The organism is Caballeronia grimmiae, from assembly GCF_022879615.1.
GTDB classification, from domain to species: Bacteria; Pseudomonadota; Gammaproteobacteria; order Burkholderiales; family Burkholderiaceae; genus Caballeronia; species Caballeronia grimmiae.
Genome location: NZ_CP084273.1, coordinates 817,668 through 840,257, shown reverse-complemented (window position 1 = coordinate 840,257; position 22,590 = coordinate 817,668). Strand labels below are relative to the sequence as shown.

General features: G+C 61.3%; 13 protein-coding genes and 1 pseudogene. 4 read left to right on the top strand and 10 right to left on the bottom strand.

Translation table 11 applies throughout. From position 1 onward, the window contains the following. Nucleotides 1–141 precede the first annotated feature (141 nt). A complete protein-coding gene (locus tag LDZ21_RS23055) occupies nt 142–2,220 on the bottom strand; it encodes a TonB-dependent siderophore receptor (protein WP_244796278.1) in 2,079 nt (692 codons plus the stop codon). A gap of 356 nt (nt 2,221–2,576) precedes the next feature. Next, nucleotides 2,577–3,812, bottom strand: a complete 1,236-nt coding sequence (locus LDZ21_RS23050) for an RtcB family protein (RefSeq protein ID WP_244796277.1) — start codon at nt 3,810–3,812, stop codon at nt 2,577–2,579. A 714-nt stretch (nt 3,813–4,526) separates the two neighbouring features. Here LDZ21_RS23050 and LDZ21_RS23045 point away from each other — a divergent pair. Beyond that, a complete protein-coding gene (locus tag LDZ21_RS23045) occupies nt 4,527–6,068 on the top strand; it encodes a methyl-accepting chemotaxis protein (protein WP_244796276.1) in 1,542 nt (513 codons plus the stop codon). A 1,177-nt stretch (nt 6,069–7,245) separates the two neighbouring features. Here the strand turns inward: LDZ21_RS23045 and flhC are convergent. The 3 genes from flhC to LDZ21_RS23025 all read right to left on the bottom strand — a co-directional run bounded on the left by flhC (nt 7,246) and on the right by LDZ21_RS23025 (nt 9,928). Then, nucleotides 7,246–7,830 carry a flagellar transcriptional regulator FlhC gene (gene flhC, locus LDZ21_RS23040; RefSeq protein WP_244796275.1) on the bottom strand — a complete coding sequence of 195 codons (585 nt, stop codon included), beginning with the start codon at nt 7,828–7,830 and terminating at the stop codon, nt 7,246–7,248. A 2-nt stretch (nt 7,831–7,832) separates the two neighbouring features. Continuing rightward, entirely contained in the window at nt 7,833–8,135 is a 303-nt protein-coding gene (locus tag LDZ21_RS23035; protein WP_035963108.1) for a flagellar transcriptional regulator FlhD, read from the bottom strand. A 983-nt stretch (nt 8,136–9,118) separates the two neighbouring features. Continuing rightward, nucleotides 9,119–9,928 carry a PhzF family protein gene (locus LDZ21_RS23025; protein WP_244796274.1) on the bottom strand — a complete coding sequence of 270 codons (810 nt, stop codon included), beginning with the start codon at nt 9,926–9,928 and terminating at the stop codon, nt 9,119–9,121. 245 nt (nt 9,929–10,173) lie between these two features. Between LDZ21_RS23025 and LDZ21_RS23020 the strand changes: the two genes are divergently transcribed. Together LDZ21_RS23020 and LDZ21_RS23015 are read left to right on the top strand one after the other, a co-directional pair. Beyond that, complete coding sequence (locus LDZ21_RS23020) at nt 10,174–12,687, top strand: bifunctional diguanylate cyclase/phosphodiesterase (RefSeq protein ID WP_244796273.1); 2,514 nt, start codon at nt 10,174–10,176, stop codon at nt 12,685–12,687. 126 nt (nt 12,688–12,813) lie between these two features. Beyond that, nucleotides 12,814–14,151: an MFS transporter gene (locus LDZ21_RS23015; protein ID WP_244796272.1), complete on the top strand. Its 1,338-nt coding sequence runs from the start codon at nt 12,814–12,816 to the stop codon at nt 14,149–14,151. A gap of 85 nt (nt 14,152–14,236) precedes the next feature. On the opposite strand, the gene LDZ21_RS23010 is transcribed toward LDZ21_RS23015, so the two are convergent. After that, nucleotides 14,237–15,343, bottom strand: a complete 1,107-nt coding sequence (locus tag LDZ21_RS23010) for a hypothetical protein (RefSeq protein ID WP_244796271.1) — start codon at nt 15,341–15,343, stop codon at nt 14,237–14,239. Nucleotides 15,344–15,892: 549 nt separating this feature from the next. Beyond that, complete coding sequence (locus LDZ21_RS23005; RefSeq protein WP_244796270.1) at nt 15,893–17,008, bottom strand: purine-nucleoside phosphorylase; 1,116 nt, start codon at nt 17,006–17,008, stop codon at nt 15,893–15,895. Nucleotides 17,009–17,663: 655 nt separating this feature from the next. On the opposite strand from LDZ21_RS23005, the pseudogene LDZ21_RS23000 reads away from it, so the two are divergent. Beyond that, a pseudogene (locus tag LDZ21_RS23000) lies at nt 17,664–18,517 on the top strand (oxidoreductase). A gap of 143 nt (nt 18,518–18,660) precedes the next feature. Here the strand turns inward: LDZ21_RS23000 and LDZ21_RS22995 are convergent. Genes LDZ21_RS22995 through LDZ21_RS22985 form a run of 3 tightly spaced genes read right to left on the bottom strand, consistent with a single transcriptional unit; the run spans nt 18,661 to nt 22,572 of the window. After that, complete coding sequence (locus LDZ21_RS22995) at nt 18,661–19,854, bottom strand: putrescine 2-hydroxylase Put2H (protein ID WP_244796269.1); 1,194 nt, start codon at nt 19,852–19,854, stop codon at nt 18,661–18,663. Between the two features lie 37 nt (nt 19,855–19,891). Continuing rightward, complete coding sequence (locus LDZ21_RS22990; RefSeq protein WP_244796268.1) at nt 19,892–20,686, bottom strand: siderophore ferric iron reductase; 795 nt, start codon at nt 20,684–20,686, stop codon at nt 19,892–19,894. Continuing rightward, the gene (locus LDZ21_RS22985; protein ID WP_404980707.1) at nt 20,683–22,572 is read right to left on the bottom strand and encodes an IucA/IucC family protein; all 1,890 of its coding nucleotides are present in this window, start codon (nt 22,570–22,572) and stop codon (nt 20,683–20,685) included. The genes LDZ21_RS22990 and LDZ21_RS22985 overlap by 4 nt, the downstream gene beginning before the upstream one ends. Between the last annotated feature and the right edge of the window lie 18 nt (nt 22,573–22,590).

Genomic DNA, 22,590 nt, shown 5'->3' with positions numbered 1-22,590 from the left:
CGGGCTACTGTGAGAGTTCGTTCGCGCTGGAAGGTATCTGCGAGGCGATTCTGGAATACTCCATATCGACGCCGATTGAAAGAAGGAGGCCGCGCCGCTCACCCACGACCACCCTTCCCGAATCCAGACGAGCTACAGTCCTCAGAACTCCACGCGAGCATTGACCGCCAGGGTGCGCGGTTCGCCCGGTTGAATATAGTCGGCGTACTGGAATTCCCAATAGCGATGATTCGTCAGGTTATCGATCGCCGCACGCACGCCGACGTTATGTCCTGCAATCTTCGTCGTGTAAGTCGCGCCGAGACTGTAGATCATGTAGCCCGGAACCTTGATGTCGCCCGCAGGACGCAGGCTCGTGTTGCCCGTGAACTTGGCCGATGCACCCAGCGTCAGACCCGGCACCACCGGCACCGAATAGGCCGCGTGCGCAGTCGCAACGAAGCCCGGCGCGCCCGCCACGCGATTCCCGTCGTAGTCCGAACCTTTCTTGTACTTCGTCGCAATCCACATCACATCGCCGCCGACGGTCCAGTCGCGGCCTAGCCGCACGTCCGCGCCTGCTTCCACGCCCTGAAACACGGACTCGCCATCTTCGACGAAGACGTTGTCGCTATTCGCGTACTGCGCACCGCGCTCGATGCGGAACAGCGCGGCAGTCGCGCTCCAGCGTTCGTTTTGCGTCTTGACGCCGACTTCGTACTGCTTGCTGCGCAGCGGGTTCAGCACCGCGCCCGAATTCGCGTATGTCGTGCCGACGACGTTCCCCGCTTCGAGCGATTCGACGTAGCTCGCATAAAGGGTCGTGCCGGGCGTAAGTTTGTACATCAACGCGACCGACGGTGTGGCGATCCCGTTCTTCGAGTACGTCGAAGTCGTCGCGCCGTCGACACCGTAACCGTGCTGTTCGTAATTCGTGAAGCGCACGCCGCCGAGCACGGACCAGCGCGACGTCAGCGCGATCGTATCGCTCGCAAAAAGCGCCTTCTGCACGATGTCCGCATTGCGATAGGTGGTGTAGCCGCCGCCGCTGTAGCGGTTCGTGTTCGGCTGATAAATGTTGCCGATGCCGATCTGATCGTAGAACGAGTTCGCGGTGTTGTCGTTCGTCTGCTTCTGATACGACGCGCCGAACACGAGTTGATGCTGGAACGGCCCCGTCCTCACCAGGCCCTCGGCCATGATCTGCCACGCGTTCAGCTGATGCCCCTCCTTGCCTTCGTAGCGCGTATCGTTGTAGTCGCCGGCGGGATCGGTCAGGTAGAACGTGCTCTCATTGCGGTAACGCGTGCTCTTGCTAAAGCTGTAAGTCGCCGAGATCGTCCAGTCCTGATTCAGGTTGTAGCGCAGGCCAGCCGTATAAAGCTGCAGGTTCGTGTTGAGGTGCTGATCGGGTGTGACGAGCGTGCTGCTTCCACCGCTCAATGGCACGGGCAGTGTGTTCCCCGTGAGTTCAGCGGTCGATATCGCCGTCGTGATGCCCGATGCATGCCGCTCCTGGTACAACGCGCCGAACGTCGCGGTGAGATCGCGGGTGAGGCGGGCGTCGGCGGACAGCGAGAATGAATCGCGCCGCACGTTGCCGTCGTTGTAGGTCTTGCCTTCCTCATGCGTGGCGTTGAAACGGTAACCGAACATGGCGTTGGGTCCAACGCGCCCCCCGAGGTCGATATGCTCCGACCACACGTTGGTGGACGCATAGCCGACATCGACGCTCGCGATCTGCCGGTCCATGAGCGGCGGCTTCTTCGTCACGTAGTTCACGACGCCGCCCGGCGCACCGAAGCCATACATGAAGCCGGAGAGCCCCTTCAGCAATTGCACGCTTTCAAGTTGCTCGTAGGGCATCGTGATGCCGTAGGCGTTGAACGGCTGACCGTCGATGCGAAAGCCGTTTTGCCAGTCGAGCTGCATGCCGCGCACGGTGATGTAGCTTGCCCATGCGTTATACGGATTGCTGTTGTCCGACACGGACGCGTCCTGCGAGAAGACATCCCCGAGCTTCTTCGCTTGCCGATCCGCGAGTTCTTCGCCGGTGACGATGGTCGTCGAGTAGGGCGTGTCGAGCTGCGTGCGCGTGCCAAGCGCGCCGGAGCTGACATCGCTCTGCAAGTGCTGCCCCTGGTCTCTTTCAGTGGTCGCGGTGACTGAGACAGCGGGAAGCGTCGCATCGGCCGCCCCCGGCGATGACGGCGATGCCGCGGCATCGTTTTCTTGCGCCATTGCGCAGTGAGTCGTGGCGAACAGGAGAAGTACCGCCAAGGTCGAGGGCCGCAGGGTCCATCCGCCGCATGCTGCTGTGGTCATTTTTCTTCGTCGTGAATGTGTGTGAAATGCGAACCATTCGCATTTGAAGGACGCATTCTGACGGAGCGACAAAACTTTGTAAACCGGTGGATGGAAATTCGTCGGCGGCGGCTGGAAGGGCGTCGAGCCGGCAAGCCCCTTCGTCGTGGCGTCTTGCTGCGAAATGGACCGGCGGTGGTTCAGCTTTCTTCTGTCGAATCACTCTGTTCGGTGCAACGCGAGTACACGTTGCTGCCGTCGCACTCGCATGGTCTTCGAGCCGCATGCCGCCCTCAACCCTTCACGCAAACGACCTGCTTGAGGGTATGGACAACTTCAACCAGATCCCGCTGCGCTTCCATCACCGCGTCGATGTCCTTGTAGGCCATCGGGATTTCATCGATCACGTCCACGTCCTTGCGGCATTCGACACCTTGCGTCGCCCGCATCTGATCGTCGATGGTGAAGCGGCGCTTTGCTTCCGTGCGGCTCATCGTGCGTCCAGCGCCGTGGCTGCAGCTATGGAAGCTCTCGGGATTGCCCTTGCCGCGAACGATATAGCTCTTTGCCCCCATCGAACCGGGAATGATGCCGAGTTCACCTTCGCGCGCCGACACCGCCCCCTTGCGCGTCAAAAGCACGTCCTTGCCGAAGTGATGTTCCTTCTGCACATAGTTGTGGTGGCAATTCACCGCTTCGACGTGCGTTTCGAACGGCTTCGTGATGACCGTGCGAACCGCGGCGATCAGGTTGAGCATCATCACTTCGCGGTTTATGCGAGCGAACTTCTGCGCCCAGCCGACAGCCTCGACGTAGTCGTCGTAGTGCTGCGTTCCTTCCTGCAGATAGGCGAGGTCCTGATCGGGAAGATTCACGAAATGCGTGCGCATGTCCTGCTTTGCGACTTCGATGAAGTGCGAACCGATGGCGTTCCCCACGCCTCGGGACCCGGAGTGCAGCATCAGCCACACGAAGCCTTCTTCGTCGAGGCAGACTTCGATGAAGTGATTGCCTGTTCCAAGCGTGCCCAGATGCGTGTAGTTGTTCGTGTTCCTAAGCCTCGGAGTCTTCTGCACGATCACATCGAATTCGTCTTTCAGCTTCGCCCAGCCCTGATCGACAGGCTGCGGCGGCTTTTCCCACGATCCTTTGTCCCGGCCCTTGAACCCGCGCGTTTTAGGCGACATGCCGTGAGGAACGGCCTGCTCGATGGCGCTGCGCAATGTGCCCAGATTGTCCGGCAGATCGTTTGCGCTCAAGGTCGTCCTGGCTGCCATCATTCCGCACCCGATATCGACACCGACGGCGGCCGGAATCACCGCGCCGAGCGTCGGGATCACGCTGCCGATCGTCGATCCCTTGCCGACATGAACATCGGGCATCACCGCTATGTGCTTGTAGATGAACGGCATCCGGGCCGTGTTGCTCAGTTGTCGCCTGGCTTCGTCTTCGACGGGGACGCCCTTGGTCCACATCTTCACCGGGCGGGCGCCGTCGACATTCATTACGTCGTATTCGTCGTGCTTCATCGTGATTCTTCTCAAAACCAGAATGATAGGTGACGAGAGCGGGCGATGAGATATTCCAGTTGCCGTTTGCGGCTGGCGTCGGGGTAGGGGCGGCTTATGGTCCGGCGCGCGGCTGGCGCGTAGTGGTAGTGGTCAGCGTGCGCTTCTGCTTCATGGAGCAATCGTCCGAACGCCGATAAGGCCGACACGATAAGCACGTCTTTGCGCGTAAGTTGTTGTCGAACGAGCGTTCGATCAACGTCTGCGCGATCCGTCAATCCTGCAATGCTTGTCCGCGCACTTCTGAAGCGCTGCTCTCCGGTCGCCCGCAGTCGCATCCTGTTGCGCGCCGTGGCCGCAGTTTGCTCTCAAGGCGAAGTCTTGCCGCTTGCCTTTCGCGTCCAGGCTGACATATATATCGGCGGCCGCGTGCGAAAGCTTTATAGGCCAGATGACCGAACAACCACGTGCGAAGCCAGTTCCGACGAACCAGCATCTTCTATCGAACGCCATCAAATCATGCTTATTGAAGTCGGTCGATGAAGCCGAACTGGCTGGCCGCATGCGTCGCATTCCTTCGCCCCGATAGGAACACGTCGCCCGAAAGCTGTCCCGCCCGGCGATCGAGCGTGCGTCCCCTGTCAAGTCACGCAGATCACAGCCGTTAATGCGAATGTACGCCAAGACCCTATGACGGTTTCCACGCAATCAACGACATTCAACGACTAACGACGCATGACTTTCTCTAGAAAACTTTGGCTGCCCCTGCTGCTTAGCCTCGTATGCCTTGCAGGGATCTCCATTGCTGACGCTTACCGCATGCGAGCGGTGCGCATGGAACAGACCCAGTTGGGCATCAAGCACGCCACCGAGGTTGCGAACAGTATCATCCGCGAATTCGCGCAGCAGGCGACTACCGGCGAGATCACGCAAGAGCAGGCCAGGCAAGGCGCGCTGAACGCAATCCGCGATATTCGGTTTGGCGACAACGGCTATTTCAGTGTCTTCGATTCGCAGGCGAAGGTGCTGGTGCATCCGATGAAACCCGAATTTGTCGGCAAGACGATGATGGAATTCAAGGACCCGAACGGCGTCTATCTGTATCGCGATCTGATCGATGTAGGCAAGCGCCAGGGCGCAGGCTACACGTACTATTCGTTCGCGAAGCCCGGCAGCAATGAGATCCTGCCGAAGATGTCCTACGTGTCGTGGTATCAGCCGTGGGACTGGTTTATCGTCACGGGCGTTTATATCGACGACATCGATGCGGCGTTCTATAGCTCGCTCGGCTGGAGTCTCGGCGTGCTGGCTGTGATCGCGGTGTCGTTGAGCCTTGTGGTGTCGCGCCTCAATCGCGGCATTCTTCGCTCAATGGGCGGCGAACCGGCATATGCCGCCGAAGTAGCGAACCAGATCGCGGATAACAATCTCGCCGTTGATGTCGCGACGGCAGCCGACGACCGTTCGAGCCTGATGTATTCGATGGCTCGCATGCGCGGTCAGTTGTTGGCTGCGATCGAAAGTGTGAAGACGTCCGCCAACGCGATTGCAAGCGCGAGCCGCGAGATCGCGGTCGGGAATACGGACTTGTCCTCACGCACCGAGCAGCAGGCAGCATCGCTCGAGGAGACGGCGGCGAGCATGGAGGAGTTGACCGCGGCCGTGAAGCACAACTCCGAAAACGCGCGTCAGGCGAGCGGGCTGGCTGGAACGGCACGCGATGTTGCTCACGAAGGCGCGACTATCGTCGGGAACGTCGTCGGCACGATGGCCGAGATCGAGCAAAGCTCGCACAAGATCGCGGAAATCATCGGCATGATCGAAGGCATCGCGTTTCAGACCAATATTCTGGCGCTCAACGCGGCGGTGGAAGCCGCGCGTGCCGGTGAACAGGGGCGCGGTTTTGCAGTGGTCGCGGGCGAAGTGCGCAGCCTGGCGCAGCGTTCGTCTACGGCGGCGAAGGAGATTCGCGAACTGATTGAAGCATCGAGCACGCGCGTTCACGCGGGCACCGAGCTTGTCGGTCAGGCCGGAGAAACGATGGCGAAGATCGGCTCGGCAATCCAGAAAGTGACGGACATCATGGATGAGATCGCGTCTGCTTCCAACGAACAAAGCCGTGGCATCGAGCAGGTGAATCAGGCGATCAGTCAGATGGACGAGGTCACGCAACAGAACGCGGCGCTCGTTGAGCAGGCTGCGGCTGCGGCGGGTTCGCTTCAAGATCAGGCTGAAACGCTGCGGTCGACGATGGGCGTGTTCAAAACTGCAGCTTGAGGTGGCGTTTTAAGCTGAGGCTGCTGTCGGTTCAGCCCGAGATCAGGCGCGACACTCTGCGCGTGACGATGGGTGTGTTCAAGACCGCCGATTGATTGCTCTGGCGTTGTCGGCGCGGCGCGGCTGGCGTCATTGGGCGGGGGTAGTGGGACGCGCATGCCGTTCCAAAATTCCCGTAGCCGACGGCACGAAGCGATGCAGGGAAAAATCTAGTGCGCCGTGATGGAGTTGCTTGATCAGGGCTTGTTGGTTGACAAGACCGGGCCAGCCTTGGCGAGAGCGTCTTCGCGGTGGAAGGGCTGCTAAGCACGAAACGCCGAGTTTGAGAGGGATTGACCGTTTCCACTGTTTATCGAGCTACGGAGTGCGGGAGCTTCTCTCTCTCGGCAAGCGTCAAGTCGTTGAACCGCTTTGTTGCTATTTGGAAGTTTGGGGAAGCTCAGGCATTGGCGCGCGGGCCCTTCTGGTGCGACTTGCTATTGCGGGTTATCGAATGCATCGACTACTTGTGTGCGCTCGCTCGACGTCAACGCTCGAGGCTCGAGCCTTCGATGTCATATGGACAATTCATCGGGCGAGGGGACTCGAATGGAAACGCGTGCGGATCGACATTCCGCTTCCGAAGGGTCGACGGTCGATTCACGTTGGACGAGCAGCGGCTGCTGCACGTTGCGCTCACGCGGGTGCAGCACGTAGTGAACTTTTCCGATGTGAAGATCAACAAGCCAAGCCCGCTACCTTCGACAAATATTGGGCGAGAGGACTTGAATGGGAGCGCGAGCGAATCGTCAACGACATTCCGCTTCCGAAGGGTCGACGGTCGATTCACGTTGGACGAGCAGCGGCTGCTGAAGGTCACGTCCACGCGACTCGACTTCTCGGATGTGACGATCGATAGGCCATGTGCGCTGCCTTCGACATCTAGCGGGCGAGTCGATCTGAATGGGTGCGAGCGAATCGTCAACCGCTTCCGCTCCAGAAGGATCGACGGTCGATTCACGTTGGACGAGCAGCGGCTGCTGTATGCGTGAGCAGCAAGTACTCACCTTCTGCAATGTGACGAACGATAAGCGAAGCCCGCCGCGTTCGACGTCCGACTCAGCGCGCAAGAAGCGCTTCGGGATAAGTTTCTGCGGCTCTCAAACCTGCAGAGAGCCGCTTGCAGCCGGTAAAAGATTCAGGCCGCCTGGGCCTGCAATGCCGCGCTTCGCTCGAGCGCTGCTTTCGCGGCGGCCTTGGTTTTTCCTGCTCGCGACGGCGGCTGGCAGATCCCGCAAACCATCGAGTGCGACGGTTCATGCGCGTGCGCGACGAACTTGCCGCGGCAGCGCGTGCAACCCGCGAGACGCAGAATTCCGGCATCCTTGAAGCGGATAAACGTCCAGGCGCGCGTCAGGTCCATCTGTAACGGCTCGCCGTTCATTTGGAAATGCTCTGCGTAGAGCGCGTAGGCGCGAGTCAGCAGGTCGACGCGATCCATTCCTTCGCTGTTCGCTTCGAGGAAAGCATAGACGTTGGCGAACATCGACGTATGGATGTTCGGCGCCCATGTCAAATACCAGTCTTCCGAGAACGGCAGCATGCCCTTGGGCGGCGATGCGCCTTTGACTTCCCGATAAAGGCGGATCAGTCGTTCACGCGAGAGCTTCGGGAACTCGGACTCCAGCACCTGCATGCGAGCGCCAAGCTGAATCAGCTTGACTGCGCGCAGTACGTCGGCGGCGTCATCAGCAAGGCGCTTGGTGGACGTGGTCGTGCTCATGGTTAGGCTGCGAGAAGAACGTGATTGGACACGGACGCCGCAGCCGTCGCTTCGTGGCCGCGGCTCGCGAGACCACCGAGCATCGCATCGGCGCTCAGGCGGAAGAAGCACAGCAGTTGCGACGACGACGCGAGCTTTTCCGTCTGCGCCGGCGAGAGCTTGAGCAGCGTGTCCGCCATTTCCGACGACAGACCCAGATGCGCCTGTGCCGCCTCGCGGTCGGCCGCCAGAACGCGTTGAGCGAGCATGAGATACGACATATTCAACTCGCGGATGGAACCGAGGTCGGAGGAAGCGTGGATCATGGCGGCGGACCAGTTAGAAGTTCGACTTGCTCAACGCGCCGCATCGTCGAGGCGCAAACAAATTGTCTGACTACGCACCGGTATTTGCAACATTTAGTTACATCGAGCAATCGTTTGCTACAGAAAATCCAACGCACGCAATCGTGCGCGAAGAGAGGGATATTTTCTTCACTTCGACGGTTAAAGCGTGATTGAATGCTGATAGGCGGCTTTAGCTTTCGGTTTCTTCTTGCGCTGCGCCTGATTCTTTTTGTTACTTCTTCGCACGCATGGGGCGCGTAGAGGCGAGAATCGGTAACAACTACTCGATAAGGTGTTACCCGACTGATGCGAGAAAACGACAGAGTTACTTCTGTCGGCAAAGTTGTGGTCGGTACGCTACCGCGGTCCGCGACCTTCTTCTATCCGCCACACCGCGGTAAGCGCTCGCGACTCGCCTGAAGGTAAGGCCGCAAGCATCTCAAGCTTTTGCGCGCCTCGCTCACGGCGATTTCTCCGGCGAACGAGCGTCTTGTTTTTGCGGGTACGAGGGGGTGGCCTGTTTCAAAACGCCGGCTGGATCGGCGTCTCAGGCATGTAACCGGTTCAGCCGTAGCGCGCGTGACCAATCTGCGGCCGGCAGGTCGCGCACGACGAAAGGATCGGCCATTTGTGTGTGTATGCGCCTGCCAGGCCACATACCAGAGAAGCGAAGCCCCGACTAAGCGAAGCGCGTCGTATGCATAGAATGCCGCGCATATAAAAGCCGTGAAGCTTGAAGGCCGCGCACAGTGCGCAAAATGACAAAGCTCAGGGCGATCCCGCCCGGCAAACACGATCGGCGCGCGTACCTCGGAAGGTGGAACGAGAGATCAGAACTCGAATTTGCTGCCGGTATCGCGCCTATTCGCGGCGTTGCGATCGCAAGCGTCTCAAGCTCGTGAAGTCCGGCATGACTTCTCTAGCTCAACAATGAAATGGCGAGGCGCGGATCGAATAGCGCCTCACGACAATTGTGCAGCCGACAAATCGATCGTTCCTTCCAGATATTGCACCGCATGACCCGATATCAGCACTCTGTCCGCTTCAAGCTCGCAATACAGAATGCCGCTCCGTTCCGAAGCCTGTAGCGCAACGAGTTTTCTTTTACCGATCAAGTTCGACCAGAGCGGAGCAAGAGCCGCGTGAATGGACCCGGTCACCGGGTCTTCAGCGCCGCCGTTTGCCGGCCAAAAGTAGCGAGACACAAAGTCGTGACGGTCTCCGGGCGCAGTCACCACGACGTCTCGTGGACCAAGCTGCGCGATGAGTTCCAGGTTGGGCACGACGGCGCGTACATCGGTCTCCGTGTCGTACAGGGCAATGTAGGCCTGCTCGCTCGTAAAGACCGCTTTAGATTGAATCGATAAACCGCGCACAAGGTCGCCGGGAACGTCCTTCGTTGGCTCGTACTCGCGCCGTGGAAAGTTCATTTCTATCAGACCTTGTGACCGGCGGTGCACCGAGAACGCCCCGGTCGCTCGAGCATGGAAATCTATGTGGGTAGCTTGAGGAAGGTGCTTGAATAGAACGAAAGCAGTTGCGAGCGTCGCGTGCCCACAGAAGGCGATTTCCTTGAGCGGGGAAAACCACCGGATATCGAACTCTCCATCATCCCGGCGCACGACGAACGCCGTTTCCGACAGATTGTTTTCGCTAGCGATCGCTTGCATCAGGGAAGCGGAAAGCCATGAGTCCAGCGGAACGACTGCTGCGTAATTTCCTTTGAAGAGGTCGCTTGTAAACGCGTCGATCTGATAGAGCTTCAGTTTCATGGGCACACTCGGGCAAGCGGACGGTATGGGAAGTGATCCGCATGGTATCGACCAACGCCCTCTGCAAACAGACACACTTTGAAGCGCGCACGCCGAGAATTGACAGCAATGCGCCGATGAAAGAGCTTCGCCACTTCAAGATACTTAATCACTCAAGTTTCCAGACCCACACGCCGACATAACGCTTAACTCGTTTCAAAACACCCTCGCGCTGCAGCGGCACCAGCTACAAGAACCGGACAAAAATGGAACATAAGAACGCACCGGGCCTCCGAGTCATCGACTGCATTCTTCACGCGCACGACACGAGGCTCATGCTGCTTGCTTGCCTCGTATGCGCTATCGGCATTTACGCATCCTTCGCAGTCGGACGACATGCCGCCCGCGCGTCGGGCAAAGCGCGGATTCACTGGGGCGTGGTCAATGTCGTGGCAAGCGGATGCACGGCGTGGGCGACACACTTCATCGTGCTGCTCGCTTTCGAGCCGCACATGCCCGCGGCGTTCGAACCATTCCTGACGGCGGTGTCGCTGGCCTGCGCGATCATCGGCATCGGCGCGGGCGCAACCGTGTCGATCTCCGATCCGCGCTCGCCACGACAGTTCCTGGCCGGGATGATCATCGGTACTGGCGTGGCGGCCCTTCACTACATTGGACAGAGCGCCTATCTGGTACAGGGCACGGTGTCATGGGACCTGGAACTGGTCCTGTCGTCGATTGCAGTGAGTCTGCCGTTGTTCGGCCTGTCCATGGTGGCGATCGCCAATCGCAACCGGCGCATCCGGCAGTGCGCCGCTCCGCTGATGCTCTTCGCGATCGCGCTGCTGCATTTCTGCGGCATGGCGGCGATGAGGTTGCGCTACGATCCCAGCGTTGCCTTTCCCTCCGATGCCGTTTCTCCCCAGGCCGTTACGCCCGTCGTCGCTGGCGTCTCGCTTGCGCTGATCATGCTGGCGGTGCTCGGCTGGCGATTCGACCTCGCGGCGAAAGCGCGAATCCGGCAAGACAGGCGACGGCTGCGCGACCTCGCCGACGTTGCACTGGAAGGCCTGCTCATCACCCAAAGCAACGTGATCGTCACGTCGAACAGCAGTATCGAGCGCCTGTCGGGCTTTGAACAGGACGATCTTGCAGGGAGGCATGTCAGCGCGCTGCTTCCGCACATCGATCTCGCCCGCTTGCCCGAGAAAGAGGAGCTCGAAACGGAACTGGTCGGCGCGACAGGGCAGCGCATCCCGGTTCGCGTGCTTCGTTCGGAAGTACCGCTGGGCCACAAATTGCAAACCGTCATCGCGGTGCGCGACCAACGGGAACGCCTGCGCACCGAGGCGAAGATGCGCGCGCTCGCCTTCAACGATTCGCTCACGGGCCTGCCCAACCGCGCGAGCTTCTATGAGCTGCTTACGCTGCAAACCGCTCTTCCCGCCGATGCCGGCAAGCCCTTTGCCGTCGTCATGGTCGACCTCGATCGCTTCAAGCAAGTGAACGATACGTTCGGTCATCTCACAGGCGACACCGTCCTGATGCAGATAGCTGATCGGTTGCGGGCGCTCGTCAAGGCCGACGACGTCGTCGCGCGCCTTGGCGGGGACGAGTTCGCGGTAATGCACAGCGGCGCCCATGCGGAAGCGGCGTGCGCGCTGTGCGTCGGCATCGTCGAAGCATGCAACAGCGAGACGTTCGTCGTGGATGGTCAGTCGATTCACCTCGGCGCAAGCGTCGGCTTCGCGCTTTACCCGGCAGACGGCGCCGTTCCCGCTGAACTGCTGCGCAACGCGGATCTCGCGCTCTATGCGGCGAAAGCGGACGGCAAGGGCACCTATCGGCGTTACGAGTCCGCATTGAACGACAAGACGCAGGAAAGACAGGCGCTGGAAGCCGGATTGCGGCGCGCGCTGACGGACGGACAACTGGAGCTTCACTATCAGCCGCTGGTCGATGCCAAAACCGGGCGCATCGCCACCGCCGAAGCGCTGGTGCGTTGGCGGCATCCCGAGCGCGGGCTCGTTTCTCCGGCGGAGTTCATCGAGATCGCGGAAGAGACGGGCCTCATCATTCCACTGGGCAACTGGGTGCTGCGAACAGCTTGTGCCGAAGCGGCGACGTGGCCTGCGAGCATCGGCGTGGCGATCAATCTGTCGCCCGTGCAATTTCGCGACAAGGCGCTGGCGTCGAATGTCGTATCGGCACTCAAGGAAGCCGGACTCGAGCCACAGCGATTCGAGCTCGAAATCACCGAAGGCGTCCTACTCATGGACGAGGCTCGCACGCTTCATACGCTGAACCATCTGCGTGCCATGCACGTGAGAATCTCAATGGACGATTTCGGCACGGGCTACTCGTCCCTGAGCTACATCCGCAAGTTTCCATTCGACAAGATCAAGATCGACCAGTCATTCGTCCGCAACATTCCTCACGACGCAGAAAGTGTCGGGATCGTGCGGGCAATCATCACGATGAGCGCATGTCTTGGGCTTCCGACCACGATGGAAGGCGTGGAGACAGCCGAACAATTCGGCTTCGCTGTGTCGGAAGGCTGCAGCGCGATACAAGGCTATTTTATTAGTCGCCCGGTTCCGGCTGCTCAACTTCGGACGCTGTTGGGATGCGAAACGCTACGTGCGAGCTTGGAGCGTGACAGTGCCGGGCGTTCAATACTTGCAGATTACCGCGACGAAGGGTTAGACAGTGCATCGAGCGATGAACTGGTCTTGCAGCATTCGGCTACTGACCGCAGCATCAACCGATATCACGCCTAGCAGACACGCACGACAAGCAATCAACGATCGCCATACCCGCACGGTATAGCCTCAGTCCGCATCGGTATTGGACGCGCCCCGCGCCGCTCGCTTACGCTCCGACGCATAACTCACAACGGAGACACCATGAGCACGCCTCTCGATATCGCGTCGTTGATCGATCGCGAACGCGTTCGTCCGTTTCAATGGACGATCTTCCTACTGTGCTTCGCGACCACGCTGTTCGATGGCTTCGACACGCAGGCCATCGCATACACCGGTCCTGCGATCGTCGCGGCATTCCATCTCGCCCCTGGCGATCTCGCGCCGATCCTCATCGCGGGCACGCTTGGCATGACCATCGGCGCAATGACACTCGGGCTCGTCGGCGATCGCGTGGGGCGGCGTCCCGCGTTGCTCGGCGGCGTTGCGCTGTTCAGCATCGCATCGCTGGCGACAGCATTTGCGAGCGGCACGACGCAAATCCTCGCGCTGCGCTTCATCGCGGGCCTCGGCATGGGCGGCTGCACCCCGGTGCTGCTCGCGCTCGCGGCGGAGTATGGTCCGGCGCGGCATCGCGGCGCGATCATGACCGGCGTGCTTCTCGGCCTGCCCGCCGGCGCGATGCTCGGCGGCCTGCTCGCGGCGCGGATGCTGCCGGTAATCGGCTGGCAAGGCGTGTTCGTGGTCGGCGGCGCGGCGCCGCTCGCGTTACTCGTGGTGCTCTGGTTCGTGCTGCCCGAATCGCTGCATTACCTCGTGACGCGCTCGCGCGGCGATCATCGCGCGGTGACTGCGGTGCTGGCGCGCATCGTGTCGCAACCGCTCGCGCACGACGCGCGCTTCGCCGTGAAGGAAGCCGCCGGGCGCGCGAGCGTCGCCGCGCTGTTTCGCGAGGGCAACGCCCGCAACACCGTGGCGATCTGGGCCGTCTATTTCTCCAACTGGATCGCGTGGTTCATGTTCCTGTCGTGGCTGCCGACGGTACTGAAAGCCGCAGGCCTGCCCGCCGCGCAAGCGCCGCTCGGCACGGTCGTCGTGAATGCTGTGTTCATCGTCTGCGCGATTCCGCTTTCCTTCGTGTTGCCGAAAGTGAGCACGCGGCGGCTGCTGATCGCGCTGCTTTTGCTCGGCATCGCAATCGCGATCGGGCTCGCTTACGCCGATACGTCGTGGGGACTCGTGTTCACGCTCGCGGGCGCGGCGGGGCTCGGCATCGGCGGGCAGCAGATCGCGCTCAACTATCTGGTCGTGAGCGCGTATCCGACGACGCTGCGCGCGACCGCCACCGGCTGGGCCATCGGCATGGGACGCGTCGGCGCGATCGCCGGATCGGCCGTCGGCGGCACGTTCCTCAACATGGGCGGGCCGAGCGGCTTCTATCTGACGCTCGCCGTGCCGCTCGCGGCGGCGCTGCTCGCCGTCATCGCGATCCGCACGAACGCCCGCGAAGCGGACGCGTCGCTCGTGAGCGCCGCGCACTGACTGCGGCACGAGGGCGGCGCGCGTCGCGGACGCTGTTCAGCATCGCCGATGCATGAACGGCGTCCGTCGCAGACCGCAGCGTGCGTTACTCGTTCGGCACGCCGATTTGCGGATCGGCGGGCGTCGCCGGATCGGGACTCACGGCAACCGGCGCATAGTTGACGACGTTCGGCAGCCGCGGACTGCTCGAGTTCGTACTGTCGAGGATGCGGGACTGAATCGTCGTGGTATCGGTCACGCCCCAGAAGTTGTTCGAGAAGTCGAGCGTGTGAGTCGCCGATGCAGCGTACGTGCCGTGAGCCGCAATCACCATGCGGTTCGTATTCGGCGAAGTCTTCTTGAACAGGAACGAATTGTTCTTCGCGATGCCGGCAGGCGCGCCGCTCGCCGGGAAATTGTCGATGAGCACGAGCGGATCGACCATGTTCACGAACAGGTTGTTCTGCACGATCACCGAAGGATCGAAGGCGAAGGCGGCCGAATCGACGAACGTGTTGTACTTGATCGTCGAGTTTTTGAAACTCGGATAGCCGTTCGTTCCCGCCTCGTAGGTGGTCACACCGGCGCGAACGATAGGCGTCACGTTCAGGCGGTAAGCCTGCGTGTAAGTCATCGCGAACGGCGCAGCGGGGCTGATCTGCACGAACGCGTCTTCGAGACGCGCATGCTGGATGCTCACCGTGCCGCCGCCCACATTGGCGTCGACGTTGCTGACAGTCACCCCCAGCAGTTGCGACTGATCGCTGCCACCCACGTTGAGCTTCCCGGCGACGTTGATGATGCCGTTCGTCGGAATCTTCCCGATGCAGTCGGCCGTGCATGGCACGGGCTTCATGCTCTCGACGATGACGCCATCCGGGATCGTGAGCGTAGCGCCCTTGGCAACCTGCACCGTGCCGGCGATGTAATAGGGCGAACCGCTCGCCGGCCACGTCGTGTCGGCCGAGATGACGGTGCCGTCAGCGATGACCGTTTGTGGCTGTGCGTAGACGTAGGCGGTGACGAGCTTGCCGGACGCATCGGAACAGACCTTGGCCGGGTCCGTCGTGAAGGGGCCGCCCGAACATGCGGCGGCAGTCGAGCTGGATGCAGGCGCCGCTGACGCTGCGGACGTCGCGCTGGTTTCACCGCCACCGCCGCCGCCACATGCCACAAGCAAAACGCTCAGTCCAACCGCCATGCGTGATTTCATGATTTTCCCCGTGGTCTTTTCGTAGAAGCTCGCCTGCTCCGAGGCGATGAGACACGAGGTTATCGAATGCGACGCGAAGCGATTGTGCGCTGTTCCACTTATCGCGATGATTCGTCTAATGTATCGAAGTCGCGCCGGGAAAGGTCGACGGCCGCGAAGGTACGGGTTTAGAAGACGTATGGACCGATGGTTGGCCGTTCCATCATCCTTGACATGGATGGCGGAAGCATTCGCCTGTTGCAGAACGGCGTGTCAGCGTGGGACGCTTCGTCGCTGTCGTACGATCGCGTGGTGCCCCAGGAGCGCGTCGAGATCCTGCGCTGGCCGGCGCGCTGCGCTGCGGTGATACAGCGATCGCTTTCGAAATGGGCTGACGAAGAGCCTCAGGTTCGCCTTGTCGTTCCCGGGCAGTACGGCAGCGGTGCCCGCAATTCAAGGCCTCGGTGAACCGGCTGTATCGCTTCCAGCGCATCAGCCGGCTGCCGATGTGGGCCGAGCAGCGAACGGTCTCGCCAACCGTTCGCCGCCTGTCCTGAACGGATGCGTTCTTCAGTGCGACGGCACGCCTTTTCGCCATGCGCCCCAGTGCGTGACGATCTCCTTGACGACCGGGCCGCCCGTCAGATACAGATTCTGTATCGCCGGCGCGAAGCCGCCCTGCGAAGCGTAGTTGAGCAGATTGTCAGCAGCCGTCTGTCCTTGATACGGCCGGTCGAAGTCCGATCCGGTACGCAGCACCGCCACGCGCGACAGGTCCACCCGGTTCACGCTGGCCGCGCGCTTGAGCGCTTCGAACGTCGCGTTGTCTTCCTGCTGCGTCGTGCAATAGACGCCTTTACCGTCGGTCAAAAGACGTGTCCAGTCACGCGCTCGCTCGCCGATGTATTTGCCGGACCACCACGTATCGCCGGCGAGCGTATCGCACTGGATCACGGCGGGCGGCTGGTTCGCGGGCGCGTAGCTGAACTTCGCGCGAGCCACTTTGGCTTCATCGCTGTCGGACAGCTTGACGTTGCGCGATATCGCGTAGGCCGCGTCCGCGAGCGATGCGTTGAGCGCGAACACTTCAGTGCGGTAATCGAGCGGTGGCTTCTCCTTCGGGCCTTTGGTGTTGATGCCCGTGAAGCCGGTTTCCCAGTCGGCGGGTTTCTCGCGTGCGTCCAGTTCCCACTGAATGCCGAAATCCACCAGATACTTCGCCCATGCCGCCGAGCCGACCGTGCCGCGAGCCGGATCGATGCCCGCGATTCCCGCGACCAGAAAGTACGTGTGCCGCAAATCGAACTGGTCGGAGAAGCCCAGCGCCATGATGGACGCCGCCGCATTGGTGTGGCCCATGCCCGTCGTCATCACGCAGACATCGTCCCGATTGCAGTTCACGTTCGGATAATCCGGCGATAACCCCGGCACCTTGACGGGCTGCCATGGACCGAGGTTGTCGAGCCAGACCTGACCTTCGGGGCCGAACATGGAGATGATCATGACCTTGACGTGCCCGCCGCCGCCGCCATGCCGGTCGTAGCCGCGGTCGGAGTCGTCCTGTGCGAACGCGCAGCCGGTGATGACCGAAAGACTCGTCAGGGCGACGGCGGCGATCCTTGGAGTGAGAGCTTTGCGGACGTGCCTTGCATAGACGTTCGGTCGAAACGCGGCAACTATTCTCATGGCTGGGTTCATCCTCTTGAAGGTTCGAACTTCGAAGGAAAGCCGCACGGCAAGCGACCGTTGCGGCGCGCCGAGCGATTATAGTCGGCATCGCGAAGGAAAGCGGTGGTTGACAAATGTGTCCTGTCGGCAGGCCGCGCGCCCCACAAGCAAGCTCGTTGTCAGGCACCGTCAGCGGGATTGAAAGCACCATCCTTGGTGATTCACGACCTCGAATGGATCAGGCTCGATTCAGCACGGACAGGCCGCGCTGCGTCAAGTGTTAGAACATTGCTGCGAAGTGCGGCATTTACATCGTGGACTCGTGCGCGCGAGCGGCAAGGCGAGATGGTGCGCGCTTACAACGAGGTAACGGAGCGCATCGGCATCGTGCGCCGCCTGACTCATTGAAGCCGCATCGCGACAGCGCGAATCACGACGAGCTTGCGAAGATGCCTCGCTCATCAATCGCGGCAGGTACGGCGAAGCGGGCATGCTGTTGCGCGCGCATATCGCGTGTCGATGCTGAGCGAGGCACGCGCGAAGAAGCTGCCTTTCGTCGGATGAGACGAAGAGGTGAGAGGGTTGCCGAGTCCGGCGAAACCGCCGCGAAACGGATAGCATGAAGCCCCACGGTCGACGACCGGACGCTGTCCACACTCAATGGAGCTCGAACATGATGAATCGCGACAACCCCGTCTGGCTGATCACTGGCTGTTCGACCGGCTTTGGCCGTGAACTGGCGAAGGCTGTGCTCAAACGCGGCTGGCGCGCGGTCGTGACGGCCCGCGATGCGTCGAAAGTGCAGGATATCGTCGAGGGGTAGAGGATCGCGCGATCGCGTTGCCGCTCGACGTACAGAAGGCCGATCAGATCGCGAGCGTCGTCGAGCAGACGAAGCAACGCTTTGGCCGCATCGACGCGCTCGTCAATAACGCGGGTTACGGCTATCTCGCGGCGATCGAGGAAGGCGAGGACGATGCCGTGCGCGACATGTTCGAGACGAACGTGTTCGGTCTCGTCGACATGACCAAGGCAGTGCTTCCGGTCATGCGGGCGCAGAAGAGCGGCATCGTCATCAATGTTTCGTCGATCGGCGGGCTCGCCAGCTTTGCCGCGACGGGGTATTACCACGGCACGAAGTACGCAGTCGAAGGCATATCGGAATCGCTCGCGGTGGAGGTGAAGCCGCTCGGCATCGACGTGCTGATCGTCGAGCCCGGCCCGTTCCGCACGAACTGGGCGGGACCGTCGATCAAGGCGTCGGCGATCGAGATTGCCGACTATGCCGCGACAGCCGGCGAGCGCCGCAAGCAGACCTCGGCGCGCAGTGGCAATCAGGTTGGCGATACGGTGCGCGCCGCGCATGCGATCATCGAGGCGGCAACCGCCGACGCGCCGCCGCTGCGTCTGCTGCTGGGCAAGACCGCGCTCGAACTGGCGCGCAAGAAGCTCGATACACTCAAACGCGACTTCGACGCGTGGGAGAAGACAACTCTAAGCGCGGACTTTCCGGAAGATCAGGGGTAAGCGCGTCGTTCACCAGCAGGAGGCAGGGCCGTCGCCGGTCCTGCCTGGCTGGCGGGTTCAGAGCGTGCGCCTGGCGCTCGGCCACGGTTCGCGTATCTCCTGCTGAGACACGCTGCCAGCACGACTTCGTTGCGCATACGCTGTCACTCCCTCCCCTCACCAAGCGCCCGGCGATACCACGCATGAAAGTGCCGCATGCCATCTTCTAGCGGCGACTGATACGGACCGGCATCGCTCACGCCGCGACGATGCAGCCGCAGGCGGCCCGCATCCATGCGTTCCGCGATCTCGTCGTCCTCGATCATCGTTTCCAGATACGCGGCGCGTTGCGCATCGACGAACTCGCGCTCGAACGCCGCGATTTCCTCGGGATAATGAAACTCGATGACGTTGAGCGTCTCCTGCGGCCCCTTGGGATACAGCGTCGAAACGACGAGCACGTGCGGATACAACTCGATCATGTGAGTCGGAAAATACGCGAGCCATATCGCGCCGAAAGCGGGCGGCTCCCCGCCGTCGAACGCCAGCAGCCGGTCGTGCCATGTTCCATAAACGTCGGAGCCGGCTTGAGCGAGCGCGTTGTTCACGCCGACCCTTTGCATGCTGTAGGTCTCTCCGAAATCCCATTCGAGATCGTCGCAAGTCACGAAGCGGCCGAGCCCCGGATGAAAGGGCGCGACGTGGTAGTCCTCCAGATAGACTTCGATGAAGGTCTTCCAGTTATAGCGGCATGTATGGGTTTCCACGTGATCGACGATATAGCCGGATAGATCGAATTCAGGGCGCGCGAAAACGTCGGCCAGGTCACGCGCCGGATCGCGCGGGCCTTCGTATAGCAGACCGTGGAAGTCGTGCAGTGGGAACCGCTCCAGATTGCGGCATGGCTTTCGATCAAATTCAGGAGCACCGATCAATTCGCCGTGGCCATCGTAGGTCCAGCGATGCAGCGGGCACACGATGTTGCCGCCCGTCGCTGTCAGATTGCCGCGCGTGAGCGAGATCGACTTTGCATCGCCGCCTGCCACGACGCCGACGTTGCCCGCCTCGCCGCCAAGCATCAACGCCTGCCGGTGACGGCACACGTTGGACAGCAACTGCACGCCGTCTTGGCCGCGCACGAGCACGCGCGCGCCATCGTCCTGAGGCAGACGTCGCCAGTCGCCTGCTTTCGGCACCGTCTGCTCATGCGCGACATAGCGAGCCGATTGCGCAAAGATGCGCGTCATCTCCCGTTCGAAAAGCGCCTCGTCGAAATAGGCGCTCGCAGGCAATTGCAAGCGGGTGTCCTGCGCATCGTCGGGCAGCGCGAGATGCGTGAGGTTGCTGATGTCGTTCATCGATCAATCCTTGTGCGTGGACACTGCGCACCTGCGATCAGGCGTCGAGTGCTGCGTCCCGTTCCATGTTCAGGCGCACGATGCGCTCCTGCTTCGCGAGGCGTGGACAGGTGCTGCACAGCTCGCCGTCGCCGCGTCGATAGTGATAGCAGCAGATCTTCCGGTCGAGTGCGAGCGCGCATGAACCGTCGGGGCGCTCGAACGCGAAATAGCCGCCGTGACCGTCGAGGGCAAGCGCGGCGAGCCATCGTTCGCCGAGTGCCTGCACGTGTGCGTCGTTCCAGTCGGGCCGCGCCTTGCGAGCGGCCAGCAACGCGGCAAGCACGACATCGGCCAGCGTGCCGTTCACCATCGCGGGATTGAGGCGGATGACCGGCATGAGGTCATCGCGCATCTGCCGCGAGCATGCGGCAATCTCGCTGGCCGCATGCGTGATGAGTGCCGCGCCTGCGCAGTGCTCGAGTGCGTGATCGGGCAAGCGGACTTCGCGGGTCCATCCTCGATTGATTGGCTGCGCGATGCGCGCGAGCGATAACGACGCGCCCGCCGCATGCACGCCGATCACGCTCAGATAGACCGGCTGCCAGATCAGAATGCCCCAGCAGCGCGACGCCCAGTACGCACGTCCCGCTTCGGGATATGCGTTCGCCCAGTAGGCAAGCAGCGCGTCGAGCGCGGCGCGGTTCAGCGCATATGGTCCTCCACGAACATGCACGTCATCGCCGACGCCTTCGCTCGATGCGCAGTCGTCGACGATACCGTTCAGCCCCGGCACGAGTTGCGCCGCGACATCGAGCAGATTCTTCAACGTGCAGTTCGTGCGCTTGCTCATGCGTCGACGGACTCCGCGTTCGCATGAGCCGCCGCCGGCCTTGCACTCAGCGCGGCGCGGCGTCCGGCAAGCGGATTGCGCAGGTTGGCCGCCATCTTCAGATTAGCGGCGGGATCGGCGAGATTCACCATCTGCAGGTTTTTGCCGAGCTGAAGGCGATTCAGACACGAATGCAGAAACTCGGGCGCGAAGAGGTCGTACTTGGCGAACTTCGCGGCAAGTTGCGGATGTTCGTCCTGATAGCGCGCGACGCAACGCGCCACTGCGTTCCAGAAGTCGTCTTCGCTGCACATCCCATGCTCGACGAGAATCTGGTTCACGTAGCGGAAAAAGCCGTCGAAGACGTCGATAAAAATCGCGAGCAGCTTGACGTTTTCGGGCACATCCACGGCAAGGCGCTGCACATTGGCCGGCAGCTTCGCGTCCTTATTGAGAATCGCGGATTCCTCGGCGATGTCCTTCATGATCGCGCGCACCGGCACGTTGTTCTCGAGCACCAGAATCAGGTTCTCGCCGTGAGGCATGAAAACCAGATCGTGAGCATAGAAGCAATGCACGAGCGGCGCGAGATAGGCATCCAGATAACGCTCGATCCACGCTTGCGCGCCGAGTCCGGATGCCTCGATCAGCGCAGGCAGCAGCGCGCGGCCATTGCGGTCGGTGTGAAGGAGCGCGGCCATCGTCATCAGGCGCTGTCCATCGGAGACGAGCGAGAGCGGATTCTCGCGCCACAGCGCGGAGAACATCTTCTTGTAGGGGCTATCCGTCTGAACGGCGGCCTCGTAGTAGCGATTCCTGAAGCCGAGCGACGCCACCTCGCGCAGTATCGTGAAGCCCTTGCCGCGCAAGTAAGGATCGGATTCGACCATGCCTTTGATGAAGTCATTGATAGCCGGTGTGCCCGACATGTAGTAAGGCGAAAGGCCGCGCATGAAGCCCATGTTGAGAATGGAGAGCGAGGTCTTCACATAACGCTTCGACCTGTCCGATACGTTGAAGAACGTGCGGATGGACTGTTGCGCGAGATAGCGGTCGTCGCCATAACCGAGACAGATAATGCGATTCGTCGCCACATACGACGCGAAAGCGATGGAGAGCTTGTTGAACCACTGCCACGGATGCGCGGGCATCAGATGATAGTCGTCGGGATTTCCACCGTGGGCTTCGATGATGCCGTGAAAGCGCGAGATGGCAGCGCCGCCGAGCTCTTCATTCATCAGCCGGTCATAGTCGGTATCTTGTGCGCTGTGAAATGCGGCGTTGTCCTTGTGCACCGCGAGCCATACGAGCTGGATCGGCGATGCCGCCTCTGGCGCGAAGGCGCGATAGTCGCCCGCGTCGAAGCCGAGCCGTCCGTTGTTCGCGACGAAGCCGGGATGGCCTTCGCTCATCGCGGTTTCGATTGCCTGAAAATCGGCGTTAAGAAGCGCAAGCGTATCGGGTCCGTCCTTCACCTGCTTATAGGCCGCACCGTAGAGCGTGCTGCTGATTTCATCGAGATAGATGGGAAGGTTGTCTTCCCTGATACCTAGACGCGCCTTCACATCGAGAATGAACGCGAGTGCGTCGAGGGATTGCGGCGCGCCCTCCTGCGTGCAGACGATGCTTTCTGCGCGAATGCTCCAGTGACGCAGCGCAAGCAGACGCGCTTCGAACCGATAGACCCGCGTGCCGTCGTCCGATTCGAGTTCATACTGCGCATAACCGTCGCCGGTTTCTTCGGCGAGACGGCGCGGTTCGACGATCAATTCGTGAGCGTATTCGGCGATGGCCTTGCGAATCAGCATGCGGTTCGCTCGCTCCCAAACCGCGGGCGTAAGATGATGCGCGGCATCGGCGGGCTGAAGAAGCGTGTGTTGCATCGTGGCGCGAGTGTCGATGGTCATAAGAATATCTGTCCTTGT